The organism is Cedecea davisae DSM 4568 (assembly GCF_000412335.2).
Taxonomy (GTDB): domain Bacteria; phylum Pseudomonadota; class Gammaproteobacteria; order Enterobacterales; family Enterobacteriaceae; genus Cedecea; species Cedecea davisae.
In genome coordinates this window covers 3,412,402-3,425,381 of sequence record NZ_KE161030.1, presented here as the reverse complement: position 1 = coordinate 3,425,381, position 12,980 = coordinate 3,412,402, and the positions used below count along the sequence as shown (strand labels likewise).

10 protein-coding genes are annotated in these 12,980 nt (G+C 57.5%); 3 read left to right on the top strand and 7 right to left on the bottom strand.

The window, feature by feature from the left end; genetic code table 11:
• Window positions 1-238: 238 nt before the first annotated feature.
• From HMPREF0201_RS15505 to HMPREF0201_RS15490, 4 genes are read right to left on the bottom strand one after another with little or no spacing between them, the layout of a single operon-like run.
• Complete coding sequence (locus tag HMPREF0201_RS15505) at window positions 239-1,477, bottom strand: LVIVD repeat-containing protein (RefSeq protein ID WP_016537691.1); 1,239 nt, start codon at window positions 1,475-1,477, stop codon at window positions 239-241.
• Window positions 1,478-1,486: 9 nt separating this feature from the next.
• Window positions 1,487-2,551, bottom strand: coding sequence for a sugar ABC transporter substrate-binding protein (locus tag HMPREF0201_RS15500; protein WP_016537690.1), 1,065 nt, complete (start codon window positions 2,549-2,551; stop codon window positions 1,487-1,489).
• A 26-nt stretch (window positions 2,552-2,577) separates the two neighbouring features.
• Window positions 2,578-3,573, bottom strand: coding sequence for an ABC transporter permease (locus tag HMPREF0201_RS15495; protein ID WP_016537689.1), 996 nt, complete (start codon window positions 3,571-3,573; stop codon window positions 2,578-2,580).
• Window positions 3,570-5,075, bottom strand: coding sequence for a sugar ABC transporter ATP-binding protein (locus HMPREF0201_RS15490; protein WP_016537688.1), 1,506 nt, complete (start codon window positions 5,073-5,075; stop codon window positions 3,570-3,572). Before HMPREF0201_RS15490 ends, HMPREF0201_RS15495 begins: the two co-directional genes overlap by 4 nt.
• A 176-nt stretch (window positions 5,076-5,251) precedes the next feature.
• Here HMPREF0201_RS15490 and HMPREF0201_RS15485 point away from each other — a divergent pair, with 176 nt between their 5' ends.
• Complete coding sequence (locus HMPREF0201_RS15485) at window positions 5,252-6,331, top strand: oxidoreductase (protein WP_016537686.1); 1,080 nt, start codon at window positions 5,252-5,254, stop codon at window positions 6,329-6,331.
• A 101-nt stretch (window positions 6,332-6,432) separates the two neighbouring features.
• Here the strand turns inward: HMPREF0201_RS15485 and norW are convergent, their stop codons facing one another.
• Window positions 6,433-7,569, bottom strand: coding sequence for an NADH:flavorubredoxin reductase NorW (gene norW / locus HMPREF0201_RS15480; protein WP_016537685.1), 1,137 nt, complete (start codon window positions 7,567-7,569; stop codon window positions 6,433-6,435).
• The gene (norV, locus tag HMPREF0201_RS15475) at window positions 7,566-9,011 is read right to left on the bottom strand and encodes an anaerobic nitric oxide reductase flavorubredoxin (RefSeq protein WP_016537684.1); all 1,446 of its coding nucleotides are present in this window, start codon (window positions 9,009-9,011) and stop codon (window positions 7,566-7,568) included. Before norV ends, norW begins: the two co-directional genes overlap by 4 nt.
• Window positions 9,012-9,233: 222 nt before the next feature.
• Here norV and norR point away from each other — a divergent pair, with 222 nt between their 5' ends.
• Both norR and HMPREF0201_RS15465 read left to right on the top strand, forming a co-directional pair.
• Entirely contained in the window at window positions 9,234-10,751 is a 1,518-nt protein-coding gene (norR, locus tag HMPREF0201_RS15470) for a nitric oxide reductase transcriptional regulator NorR (protein WP_016537683.1), read from the top strand.
• 138 nt (window positions 10,752-10,889) lie between these two features.
• On the top strand, window positions 10,890-11,363 hold the full coding sequence (locus tag HMPREF0201_RS15465) for a helix-turn-helix domain-containing protein (protein ID WP_016537682.1): 474 nt from the start codon (window positions 10,890-10,892) through the stop codon (window positions 11,361-11,363).
• Here HMPREF0201_RS15465 and HMPREF0201_RS15460 read toward each other — a convergent pair whose 3' ends face one another.
• Window positions 11,364-12,929 (bottom strand): EAL domain-containing protein, encoded by a 1,566-nt coding sequence (locus tag HMPREF0201_RS15460; protein WP_016537681.1) that lies wholly within the window; start codon window positions 12,927-12,929, stop codon window positions 11,364-11,366. It lies immediately after the preceding gene.
• Window positions 12,930-12,980 lie beyond the last annotated feature (51 nt).

The window sequence follows — 12,980 nt, the reverse complement described above, 5'->3', positions numbered from 1 at the left end:
TAATTTCCCCTGACACGTTCACCGTTCTCTGGGCGTGCAGGGAAAACAGATTTACGGGTGAACGGAACATAGCCGAGCTTGTAGAGGTTATCTCTACTGGTTACAGCCGTTTATGCAGACCCAGAGGTGATTCCGTTCACGCAATAATCCGCTGCTTAAGAGTTGCGTTAAGTCCCGCAGCGAGGTCCTTCCTTTTCCCCCTCTCCCCTGTGGGGAGAGGGTCGGGGTGAGGGGCAAGCTATCCCAAATACTCAATAATCGACAGTCCGCCGTTATAATCGGTGCTGTAAATAATCCCTTCTGCATCCACAAACACATCGCAGGACTGGATAATGCGCGGTCGCCCTGGTCGGGTATCCATCATTTTCTCTGGCGCGGCCGGAACCAGCGCCCCGGTTTCTACCGGGCGATACGGGTTGGAAATATCGTAAGCCCTGACGCCCGCGTTTTGATACGTCGCGAAAATCAGCGTGTCGCTGATAAAGCTCCCCGGTCGGTTTTCGTGAAGGTTGTGCGGCCCAAAGTGCGCGCCTTTTGCCACATAATCAATTTCGTCCGGCTGCGGGAAGGTCGAGATGCTGACCGGGTTCGCCGGGTCGCGAATATCAAACAGCCAGATAAGCTTCTCGCCGTCTTCCTGATTGTCCAGCACCGCTTCGTCCAGCACCACCAGCAAGTCTCTGTCCGGCAGCGGCAGCGCGGTATGGGTGCCGCCGCCAAACGGCGGGCTCCAGTTGCGGTGGCTGATGAGCTGAGGCTGCGAGCGGTCTGAAACGTCCAGCAGCGTCAGGCCGCCGTCGCGCCAGCTGGCATACGCCGTGTCGCCGCTGATTATTGCGTGGTGCAGCGCATAGCGCTTGCCTTCCGGCCAGGTCGGCTGCTCGCCCGCGGCGGTATTCATCCCCGGTAACCACCAATTGCCCGCCACCTGCGGATTGCGCGGGTCGGCAAGATCAATAGTCAGGAAAATATAGTCGCTAAAACCGTCGATCAGCGCCGAAACATAAGCCCAGCGCCCGCCAACGTACCAGCAGCGGTGAATGCCGATGCCGCTAAGCGACAGGAAGCTGATTTCTTTCGGTTTATCCGGCGTGGAGATATCAAAAATACGCAGCCCGGCGCTCCAGCCCTTGTCCTGAACGTCACGCACCGTTTCACCCACCGATTTGGTGTAGTAAACCTTTTCATCGGCAAAGCGAACGTCGGCAAACAGGTCGCGGGCGTTGATAACCAGCAGCAGGTCATCATGCGCCTGCAAATGGATGTTCCAGGTGCCCGGTGGGGCAGGCACAAAGCCCGCCGCCTTCGGATGCTTCGGGTCACGGACGTCAACAATTGAGAAGCCCTGGGAAACCATATGGCCGATGTAGGCGTAACCGCGATGCACCATCAACTGCACGCCGTCCGGTTTTCCCCCCTGGTCGCTGTGGCCGATAAGCCGCATATTGTGGCTGTATTCGGGTTGTGGCAGTGCCATCGGCCCTCCTTATTTGTTTTTAGCTTCGAGGGTGGCAAACCACGGCGCAATAAAGTCGTCGGTCTGGCCCCAGCCCGGAATGATTTTGCCCAGAGAAGACACGTTTACCGGCCCCGGCTGGCTTGCCAGCAGCGCCTGAGGAATGGCAGCGGCTTTAAAATCATAGGTAGCAGGCGTTGTCTCCCCGGCAATTTTGTAGGCTACCAGGCGCACGTTGGTGGCGCCGATAAGCTTAGGATCGACCGCCACGCTAACTTTCCACGGGCTGTTTGTTTCGCGCATCAGTTGAATATCCTGGTTGGAAACGTCGATGCTGTAGAGTTTGATTTCGGTGCGGCCGTTCTCCTGCAACGCTTTATAAGCGCCCTGGCTGAAAGCGTCCCACGTGCCCCAGATAGCGTCGATTTTTCCTTTTGGATATTTAGCCAATACCGCGCCGACTTTGTTGGCGGTATCGCCCTGTACGTCGGAAGAAACGGCTCCGATGGACTCCAGCTCTTTGATGCCAGGGTTAGCTTTTAGCAGCGCCTGGTAAGCAGTCTGGCGGCGTTCCATTGGCGGGAAACCGGCGACCCACAGCTTGATGATGTTGGCTTTGCCGTTGAAGTCTTTTACCAGTTGGCCGAAGGAGAGGTCGGTCAGCGAGGCATCGTCCTGCTGGGTCACGGTCACGCCGGGAATAGCGCCGTTAACGGCAGTATCAAAGACTGAGACGGCAATACCGGCGGCAACGGCTTTTTTCACCAGCTCGGTTGAGTACGGGTCGCGGCCCTGAGAAAGAATAATCCCGTCATATTTCTGGCTGATGGCCTGGTTCACAAAGTCCTGAAAGCGGGCATCGTCGCCGTTGCTCAGGAAGGTGCTGACCTTAAAGCCCAGCTTTTTAGCCTGCTGAACCGCGCCGGCAACAAACTGCGTGGTGTTGTCGTCGGAACCCAGGTTGCGGATAACGGCAATGCGAATAGGACCGTCATGAGCGGCGATTTTTTCCGGCACCGGAGCGATGGTTGCCGCGTAGCCAGGCAGAGCGGAAAGCAGGCTAAGCGCCAGCAAAGAGGTGGTTAATTTTTTCATCGTCGTTACCCTGTGTGAATGTTGTTTTAGCGTCGTTGTATGTAAGTAATCGCCAGCGCTGCAGCCAGCACCAGGCCTTTAATTATGTCCATCGCGTAGTAGGGCACGGAGAGCATCACCAGCCCGTTTTGCAGCACGCCCAGAATCACCGCGCCAACCAGCGTGCCGAGGGCGTTGGGTTTACCTGAGCCTGCAAGAGAAAAGCCAATCCATGCGGCGGCTACGGCGTCCATCAGATAGCCGCCACCGGCATTGACCTGCGACGAGCCGATGCGTGACGCAAGCAGAATGCCGCCCAGCCCCGCGAGTAAAGATGCCAGCACATAGGCCGCCACGCGGTAGCGGGTGGTGCGAATGCCGGAAAGGCGCGCCGCTTCCGGGTTGCCGCCGATGGCATACATGCGTCGGCCGTGTTTGGTCAGGGAAAGTGCGAGCTGTGCCACCAGGGTTACCACCAGCATGATGATGACGATGGTCGGCACCTGGCCCAGCAGTCCGAAGCTTGCAGGAATAGTGCCTTCGGCCATGTCGCCGCTCGGCAGCACCATATTTTCTGTAATCGAGCCGCCGTAGCTGTAGGTCATCGCCACGCCCTGGATAACAAACAGGCTGGCGAGGGTGGCGAGCATGTCGGGAATTTTCAGGACCACTATCAGGAAGGCGTTAAACAGCCCGATCAGAGTGCAAAGCACCAGCGTCGTGATAATCGCTTCCGTGGTGCCGAAGCCGTGCCAGACGAACAGTGAAATGACCAGTGCGTTTGCCAGAGAAGCGGTGGAGCCAACGGACAAATCAAAACCGCCGACGGTGAGCGAAATCGATACGCCGACGGCAATGACCGTGACGATGGCGATTGAGCGCAGGATGTTAATGATGTTGTTTGGCTCAAGGAAGCTGTCTGAAGCGATGCCGAACAGCGCCACCAGGGCAACAACGGTAAGCAACATCCCCCATTTGTAGAGAAAGTCAAAAAACTGCTGGCGGCCGGAAACGCCGGCCTTAAGGGATAATGCTTTGCTCACGCGGGTGTTCCTCCGGTGGAGTAGAGTAAAAGTGTTTCTTCGGTGGCCTTATGGCCGTCAAGCTCGGCGACGATGCGCCCGTCCCACAGCACGCAGATGCGGTCGCATAGCCCGACCAGTTCGGCAAACTCGCCGGAGGCGTAAATCACCCCTTTACCCTGGCGAGCCAACTGGTCTATCAGCACAAAGAGGTCGGTTTTGGCTTTGATGTCCACGCCCTTGGTCGGCTCGTCAAAAATCAGCACTTCGGCTTCGCTGCGCAGCCACTTGCCGATGGCGACTTTTTGCTGATTGCCGCCCGAAAGACGGCGCAGCGTTTGCGCCGGGCCGCTGGTGCGGATCCCCAGTCGCTGAATAGTTTCCTCCGCCCAGCGCTTCGCTTTGCGGTGGTCGAATAATCCCCAGCGGGAGAACTGATTGTCGGCGCTGACCGCAAGGTTCATGGTGACCGACTCGTCGATAAAAATGCCTTCTTTACGGCGTTCTTCCGGCACCAGCACCACGCCGCGCGTCACGGAATCCGCGGGGTCTTTTGGCCGCCAGTTTTTCCCTTTCAATTCGCCGCGTGCGACGGTACTGCGCGTAGCGCCGAACAGCGCCTTGCACAGCTCGGTTTTGCCCGCGCCCGCCAGCCCGGCAATGCCGAGAATTTCGCCCTTATTCAGCCGCAAAGAAATATCTCGCAGCAGCACATCGTCATGAAGCCCTTCCACCTCAAGCAGCGTGTTGTTCGCAACCGGCGGGCGGTGCGGAGGATAAATATCGTCGAGCTGGTGGCCGAGCATTTTTTCAACAATTTCTTCGCCGCTGAGATGTCCCATCGGGCCGGTGTCCACCAGTTTGCCGTCGCGCAGGACCGTCATCTGGTCGCAAATCGCCTTCAGCTCGTGAATGCGGTGGGAGATAAACACCACGCCGATGCCGCTTTGCTGTAGCCGCTGCACCACGCGAAACAGGTGCTCGCTCTCCTGGCTGTCCAGCGGAGCCGTAGGCTCGTCGAGGACAAGAAAACGGCAACGATGGGAGAGGGCGCGCGCCAGCAGGATTTGCTGCTTTTCCGCCAGCGAACACTGCTCGATACGCTTTTTCACATCGATTGCTACCTCCAGCTGCGCCAGCGCGGCGCGCGCCTGCCGGTAAATCTGCGGCCAGCTGTAGAGGTGGCCCGCTTCTGCCAGCTTGTCGAGCATGATGTTTTCCCCGACGCTCAGGCCGGGGATCAGCGCCACGTCAACTTCCTGCTGCACGAGGTGAATACCGAGCAGTTTGGCATCGCGCGGGCTGCGGATAGTGACCGTTTCGCCGTTAATCAGGATTTCGCCCTGATAATCAGCGTGCGCCCCTGAAAGCACCGCCATCAGCGTTGATTTACCCGCTCCGTTTGCGCCGGTCAGGGCATGTACCGAGCCGCCATTTAGCTGAAAATCAACCTGGCTCAGGGCGTTGAAGCCGCCGAAGGCGATGGATATCTGCCGCATCTCGAGCTGGTTAAGCGTTGTCATGGCGGAGCCTGCATCCGTGTTTAATAAATTGATCTGTCGAATTTTTAACGGCCTTCTGGGTTGCGGGCAATGAACGAAAAGACATAAGATAAAGCAAAATGATATTAGCCGTCCAGATGTCTGGACATATCATCAGCATAGAATATATCCCGTCAGCGCATGAAAGGAAATGAATCATGACCAGCACCGCTATCCGCGTGGTTACCGGCCCCGCCAATTACTTCTCCCATCCCGGTAGTCTTGCCCGCCTGAGCGAGTTTTACAGCGAAGAGCAGCTAAACAACGCGGTGTGGATCTACGGTGAGCGCGCTTTTGAGGCCGCGCATCCTTTCCTGCCGGCGTCATTTAATCTCCCGGGCGCGAAGCATATTGCCTTTGGCGGCCACTGTAGCGAGAGCGAAGTGCAGAAGCTGGTTGCCCGGTCCGGCGAGCGGCGGGTGGTGATTGGCATTGGCGGCGGCGCGCTGCTGGATACGGCCAAAGTGGTGGCAAGAAGGCTGAACGCTCCTGTGGTGGCGATTCCGACTATCGCCGCGACCTGCGCGGCCTGGACGCCGCTGTCGGTCTGGTATAACGATGCCGGGCAGGCGCTGCGCTATGAAATCTTCAACGATGCTAACCATCTGGTGCTGGTGGAGCCGGAAATTATTCTGCGTGCGCCACAGGAATACCTGCTGGCGGGCATCGGCGATACGCTGGCGAAGTGGTATGAGGCGGTGGTGCTCAGTCCTGAGCCGGAGAATCTTCCGCTAACCGTTCGCCTGGGTATTGGCGCGGCGCTGGCTATCCGCGACGTATTGCTGGAGAGCAGCGAGCAGGCGCTGGAAGACCAGAATAACGGCGAATTAAGCCAGGCGTTTCTGGACGTGGTTGAGGCGATCGTTGCCGGAGGCGGTATGGTCGGCGGCCTGGGTGACCGCTATACCCGCGTTGCCGCCGCTCATGCGGTACACAACGGACTGACGACGCTGCCGCAAACCGACCGCTTCCTGCACGGGACTAAAGTGGCCTACGGAATTCTGGTGCAGAGCGCACTGCTGGGGCAGGACGACGTGCTGGCTCAGCTTACCCAGGCGTACAAGCGTTTCAACTTGCCCACTCGCCTGGCACAGCTGGATGTGGATATCAATCATCGCGCCGAGCTGGATAAGGTGATTGCCCGCACTTTGCAGGCCGGGGAGTCTATACACGCTTTGCCTTTGGCGCTTTCGCCGGAGGTTTTAAGAGCGGCTTTTGAGAAGGTTGAGGCGCTGTAAATATTTGCCCCTCTCCCCACAGGGGGAGAGGATAAAACCAGGTGCAGAAACTTACTTTTTTCCACCCTCTTCCTCCCGGAGAGGGCTGGGGTGAGGGCATTTCACCCTGGCTGCAATTCCCGCACTAAAGCAAACGCCTGCTTCATATGCTCCTCGCTAACGATAAACGCCTTCAACTGCTGTTCGGCGTTCAGCCCTTTGGCAATCAGCCCTTCGCCGCTGGCGGTAATATGCCAGCATAAATCCTCGCGCTGGGTTTCCCCGGCCAGATGCAGCGGCATTTCGGGCGTTTTCACTTTTACCAGCATTGCCGGAAGCTTCAGCGGTTGCTCAGCGCCGAGCAGGTTTTTCGCCAGCGTCATGGCGCTTAGCTGTATCGGTTGCAGGAACGGCAGCACTTTTCCGTCGATTTCCGCGCAGTCGCCCAGGGCATAGATATCCGGATCGGAAGTTTGCAGCTGGCTGCTCACCTTGATCCCTCGGTTTACCTCCAGCCCTGCGTGCTGAGCCAGGCCGATGTTCGGGCGCAGGCCAATAGCCGCGACAACCGCATCAGCATAGATTTTTCGCCCGTTGTTGAGCGTGGCGCACAATCCCGGCTCCGTTTCGCTTACCGACTCCAGGCGCTGATTAAACAGCAGTTCGACGCCCATTCGGCTGAGTTTTGACTGCAACCTTCCGCTCACTTCAGGCGGCAGCAGAGAAGCCATCAGGTGACCGGCGTTGTCCACCAGCGAGACCTGCTTGCCCGCCCGGCAAAAATCCATCGCCAGCTCGCTGCCTATCAGCCCGCCGCCGAGGATAAGCACGCGTTTAGCATCGCGCAGTCTGGACTCGCAGGCCTGATACTCCTGCTGGCTATTGAGCGTCAGCATCAGCTCCTTGCCCGCAATGGGCGGGAGCAGGGCGGAAGAGCCGGTCGCCAGCACCAGCTTGTCGTACTGCCACTCTCGCCCTGAAGACTTCACCCGCTTGTTTTTCGGGTCGATGCTACTGACCCAGCTGTTGGCGTGTAGCGTCAGGTTGTACTGTTCGGCAAAATCTCCTGCCGGCTGACGGGTCATCTCTTCGGCACGCTGATTCAGGCTGATGACGTGGCTGAGATCGGGTTTGTTGTATTCATCGACGCTGTCGGCGGCAATCAGCCGAATCGGCACCTCTGCATTGTGTTTACGGATATTTTTAACCAGCTGGCGGGCGGCAAAGCCCGAGCCGATAATCACGATGCCGTGGTTCATTTGACCTCCGTAGCCAGTTCGTCGAAGACGTCTTTGCCCAGCGAGCATTCAGGGCAGAGGAAATTATCCGGCACTTCGCTCCACGGCGTATTCGGCTCAACGTTTTGCATAGGTTCACCTTTCGCCGGATCGTAAATCCACTGGCAGACGCTGCACTGCATGCAGGGGCCGAGATCGGTGTTTGCCGCTGGCTCTGCGGCTGTCGGAGCGGCTTCTGTTACGCTATTCTGCGCCGCAGGCAGCGGGGTTAGCGCCCACTGGCGTGCGATTTCGCGACCGTGCTCGCGGCATAACTCCAGCGCATTACCGTCCGGGCGCCATTTTGCTTTCAGGCTTAAAGACATTTCGAAACCAGCGTCCTGCAGACGAGTAGAAAGGCGGTCTACCGCGCCGCCGCTCCAGCCGTGGGAGCCAAAGGCGCTGGCGCGTTTATTGCGAAAGCGCAGGCCGGTTATCTCTTCTACCAGCCCGGCGATTTTCGGCATCATCACGTTGTTCATGGTCGAGGTGCCGACCAGCACGCCTTTGGAGCGGAAAACGTTGGTCAGAATTTCGTTTTTATCGCTGCGGGCAACGTTGAAGATTTTCACCGCCACGCGAGGGTCGGTTTCGGTAATGCCCTGGGCAATGGCATCCGCCATCATGCGGGTGTTGTTCGACATGGTGTCGTAGAACAAGGTGATGCGATCTTCCTGGTAGTCGGCTGCCCACTTCAGGTACAGCTCGACGATTTGCGTCGGGTTGTCGCGCCATACCACGCCGTGAGAAGTAGCAATCATATCCACCGGCAGGTTAAAGCCGAGGATCTCGGTAATCTTCGGCGTGACCAGGCGGCTGAACGGCGTCAGGATGTTGGCGTAGTAGCGCTGGCACTGCTCGAACAGTTCGGTCTGGTCCACTTCATCATTGAACAGATGTTCGTCGCAGTAATGCTGGCCGAAGGCATCGTTGCTGAACAGCACCGCGTCGCCGGTCATGTAGGTCATCATGCTGTCCGGCCAGTGCAGCATAGGCGTTTCGACGAAGATAAGCTGTTTGCCGTTGCCGATATCAAGCGTATCGCCGGTTTTCACCACGTTGAAGTTCCATTCCGGGTGATGGTGGTGCCCGTTGATGGAGTCGATGCCGTTTGCCGTGCAGTAAATTGGCGTGTTCGGGATGCGGGACATAAGTTCGGTCAGCGCGCCCGCGTGGTCTTCTTCCGCGTGGTTGATGATGATGTAGTCGAGCGTGTTGAGGTCGATTTCACGCTCCAGGTTCTGCACAAACTCGCGGCTGAATTTATGGTCCACGGTGTCAATAAGCACGTTTTTTTCTTCACGGATCAGATAGCTGTTGTAGCTGCTGCCGCGCAGGGTTTTATATTCGGTGCCGTGAAAATCGCGAACTTCCCAGTCACGCTGGCCAACCCACTGAATGTTGTTTTTAACCTGAATAGCCATGTAAAACCTCACTGATGTAATAGCGTTATTTGTCCTGATACAGGCTCTATTACAGTTTTTGTGCCAGTTTTGTATTGCTTTGATTTTTAATGTTTAATTGTTTTTATTGATTTTGTTTGTTGTCAAAATGACAATTATAAAAATAGTCTTTATGACTGCTCTGTTTGTCATTATGACTATGCGGGCGTAAGCTTGGCTCATTGTCTTTTCCGGAGCCTGACCATGAGCCTGTCGTTATCTTCTCTGGCGGCTATTGCCATTGAGCTGCAAAGCGGTATTAGCCATTCCGACCGTTTTTCCCGCGTCATCCGCACGTTGCGAACCCTGCTGGGGGGCGATGCCACCGCGCTCCTGCGCTATGAAGCACGCCATTTCTACCCGCTCGCTATCGACGGCCTTGCGCCGGATGTTCTGGGGCGGCGCTTTGCGCTTGATGCCCACCCGCGTCTTGAAGCCATTGCCAGAGCCGGGGACGTGGTGCGCTTCCCTGCGGACAGCGAGCTCCCGGACCCTTATGACGGTTTGATTCCCGAGCATGAAGACTTGAAGGTGCATGCCTGCCTTGGGCTGCCGCTGTTTGCTGACCAGAGCCTGATTGGCGCATTGACCGTGGACGGAATGGATCCCCTACAGTTCGACAGCTTCAGCGATGAAGAGCTGAGGCTGATTGGCGTCCTGGCTTCCGGGGCGCTGAATAATGCGCTGCTGCTGGAGCGGCTGGAAAAGCAGACGCCGGAAGGCGCGCCGAAGCCTGCGGCGGGCGGCGGTAATGCTGGCGAGATGATCGGCCTGTCGGCGGGGATTACTCAGCTGAAAAAAGAGATCAATATCGTTGCCGCTTCTGATTTAAACGTGCTGATCACCGGGGAAACCGGGGTGGGAAAAGAGCTGGTGGCCAGGGCAATTCATGCCGGATCGGCCCGTTCAGCAAGCCCGCTGGTTTATCTGAACTGCGCCGCGCTGCCGGAAAGCGTCGCCGAAAGCGAACTGTTCGGGCATGTGAAAGGAGCATTTACCGGCGCGATTCACCACCGCACCGGCAAGTTTGAAATGGCGGACAACGGCACCCTGTTCCTGGATGAGATTGGCGAGCTGCCTCTGGCTTTGCAGGCCAAGCTGCTGCGGGTGCTGCAATATGGCGATATTCAGCGGGTAGGCGATGACCGCAGCCAGCGCGTTGACGTCCGTGTGCTGGCCGCGACCAATCGTGACCTTAAGCAGCAGGTGCTGGCCGGAGAATTTCGTGCCGACCTGTTCCACCGCCTGAGCGTGTTCCCGCTGCATGTTCCGCCGCTGCGCGAGCGCGGAGAGGATATTGCCCTGCTCGCCGGTTTTTTCTGCGAGCAAAGCCGGGTAAAAATGGGGTTGCGGCAGGTTGTCTTGAGCGAGGCTGCCCGCCGGCAGTTGATGCATTACGGCTGGCCGGGAAATATTCGCGAGCTGGAGCACGCTATTTATCGTGCCATTGTGCTGGCCCGCGCCAACCATCCCGAAGGGGAACTGGTTCTGCTGCCTCATCATTTCCAGCTTTCCGGGCAGCCAGTGGCTGTTCCCAATCAGCCAGATTTAGCGCCGCTGCCGCAGATCGAAAATTTAAGAGAGGCGACCGACGCCTTTCAGCGAGCTATGGTTATTGAAGCGCTGGCAAACAATGGACATAACTGGGCGGCAAGCGCCAGGCAATTGAGCGTGGATGTGGCCAATTTGCACCGGCTGGCAAAGCGGCTCGGGGTAAAATAATCAGCACAAAGCCCGCGCCAGCCCCGGTGACAGGCGGTGTCGGGTTGCTGTCAGGCTGGTGTCGCGTCGGCGTCGTGTTGGCTTTGCTCATGCCGGGCCATAGTAAGAGCGGGTTCAATCATTTGAGGATGTCCAGCCATGAGTAACAAGATTAAAGCATTGCGCTTATCCCGCGCCTGGTCTCAGGAACAGCTCGCCGAGCTCTCTTCCCTGAGCGTCAGAACTATTCAGAGAATTGAAAACGGCGGCCAGGCCAGCCTGGAAACGCTGAGCGCCATCGCCGCGGCATTTGACCTTAATGTCACCGATTTGTACGACGACGGCGGCGACCCGGGGGCAGAGCCAGAAGAGGCGCTGGATATGCGCATTCAGGAGGCTAAACAGCGCGTTGCCCGCGAATATCGCTACTACCGTTCCGTGCTGGTATGGGCGATTGTCTGCGCCGGTTTAGCCGCAATTAACCTGCTGACTTCTCCGGGAAGTTACTGGTTTCTGTGGCCGACGCTTATCTGGGGCGCGCTGCTGGTGATGGGCGGGCTGCGCTTATTTGTCCTTAAAGGCTGGCTTGAGCGCCGCCAGCAGCAGCGCCTCCAGCAGCTTTTGCGTAAATAGTTAACGGCGGCAAATGGCGTGATTACGCGCTATCCAGTCGATAAATGCCTGCTTCGGCAGGGCTTTGCTGTAAAGCCAGCCCTGCCCGTAAGTCACCCCGTGCTCCCGCAGCCACGCCGCCTGAGCCGCGGTTTCAATCCCTTCAGCTACGGTATCGAGACTCAACGTTTTCGCCATTTCGATGATGTAAGGCGTGACGTTTTTATACTCCAGCGCGTCAACGAAGGATTTGTCGATTTTCAAAATATCGACGGCGAGATCCTGCAAGTAGCTCAGGCTGGAGTAGCCGGTCCCGAAGTCATCAAGATAGATTGGGTGCCCCGCCTGGCGGTATTGCGCCACAATCGGCGCGCTGGTGGCCGGGTCGGCAAAGCCGCGCTCGGTTATCTCCAGCGCAATTTGCTCCGGCTTAATCTGATACTTGAGCAGCAGCGGTTTGATAAGCGGCAGGATGCGGTCGCTCAGCACGTCGGAGGGCGAAAGGTTGATGGAAATATGGTGCCCCGGATGGGCGTGCAGCCAGTCGCCCATTTCGCTGAAGACTTTATTGATAACCAGCCCGGTAATTTGAGTGATCAGCCCGGTTTGCTCGGCAATCGGAATGAAAATGTCCGGGCTGATAAAGCTCCCGTCCGGCAGACGCCAGCGTATAAGCGCCTCTGCCCCTACGCCTTCACCCGATTTCAAATCGATAATGGGCTGGTATTCGAGGCTAAATTCGCGGCCGCGAATGGCGTCCTGAATGCGGGTTTCAGGCGACTCCAGGCGGCGCAGCAGGCGGGTGATAAACCAGCCCGCGCTCAGGCTAAACAGCATGCCGATGGGCAGCCAGATAACCATTTGCTTATACCAGGCCGTTTGCAGGGGAGCGCTGGGCGCCCAGGCTATCATCGCCAGCCCCAGTTCCGGCGCGCGGCGAATGACGTAATCGTTTTGCCCGTCCGACCAGGTGGTTGTGCCTTTGCGTATCCGCGCATGCCAGCCGTCATTGGGCAGCGTGGCATTGCTGGCAATTTGCCTGTCGTGCTCAAGGCCAACCATCGCGATATTGACCGGGTTATGGCCAAAAGGGATAACGTCAATAAACGCGACAGGATCGATAACCACGACGTGCGGCGTTTTCCCGACGTAAATCATTGGCCGCTGAAAGCCCAGATCGGTGGTGTCGGTATACCAGGCGGAAAACCCCTGCGGGCCGATGGTGTCCGGCGGGCCAAGCTGTGCGCCGTTGTTGTTGGCTTCAAGCGAGGAACAGCGGGCGCGATTATTCTCCAGGTAAAGCACTTCCTGAATGTAGCGAAAATCAAAGGCTACGCGGCGCATCGCTTCAAGGTGAGGCCGGGTGCAATATGTGCTACTGAAGCGGTTGATTTGCTTGAGTGCTTCAACGGCCTGATCCATCACTTTTTCGCTGCGCAGCAGCGCGCGGTCGGCGTAATTTTCCAGCTCGCTGTGAAAGGTTTTTTCGGCCTTGTTATGCGCCAGGTAAATGCTGAGCAGTATCGGCAGCAGTACCGCGAGGATCAGCACGCCGTTAACGATGCTGACCAGTTTTTTGCCTGCCATAGTTGAGTCCTGGCGTCAGAAGTGAAAAGTCAGATGAATTTATCTGCCAGC

What these genes read in the sequence shown, in the direction of transcription:
- HMPREF0201_RS15500 (WP_016537690.1), bottom strand. Translation starts at nt 2,551, where the DNA reads ATGAAAAAATTAACCACCTCTTTGCTGGCGCTTAGCCTGCTTTCCGCT.
- HMPREF0201_RS15485 (WP_016537686.1), top strand. Translation starts at nt 5,252, where the DNA reads ATGACCAGCACCGCTATCCGCGTGGTTACCGGCCCCGCCAATTACTTC.
- norR (WP_016537683.1), top strand. Translation starts at nt 9,234, where the DNA reads ATGAGCCTGTCGTTATCTTCTCTGGCGGCTATTGCCATTGAGCTGCAA.
- HMPREF0201_RS15490 (WP_016537688.1), bottom strand. Translation starts at nt 5,075, where the DNA reads ATGACAACGCTTAACCAGCTCGAGATGCGGCAGATATCCATCGCCTTC.
- HMPREF0201_RS15465 (WP_016537682.1), top strand. Translation starts at nt 10,890, where the DNA reads ATGAGTAACAAGATTAAAGCATTGCGCTTATCCCGCGCCTGGTCTCAG.
- HMPREF0201_RS15505 (WP_016537691.1), bottom strand. Translation starts at nt 1,477, where the DNA reads ATGGCACTGCCACAACCCGAATACAGCCACAATATGCGGCTTATCGGC.
- norW (WP_016537685.1), bottom strand. Translation starts at nt 7,569, where the DNA reads ATGAACCACGGCATCGTGATTATCGGCTCGGGCTTTGCCGCCCGCCAG.
- norV (WP_016537684.1), bottom strand. Translation starts at nt 9,011, where the DNA reads ATGGCTATTCAGGTTAAAAACAACATTCAGTGGGTTGGCCAGCGTGAC.
- HMPREF0201_RS15460 (WP_016537681.1), bottom strand. Translation starts at nt 12,929, where the DNA reads ATGGCAGGCAAAAAACTGGTCAGCATCGTTAACGGCGTGCTGATCCTC.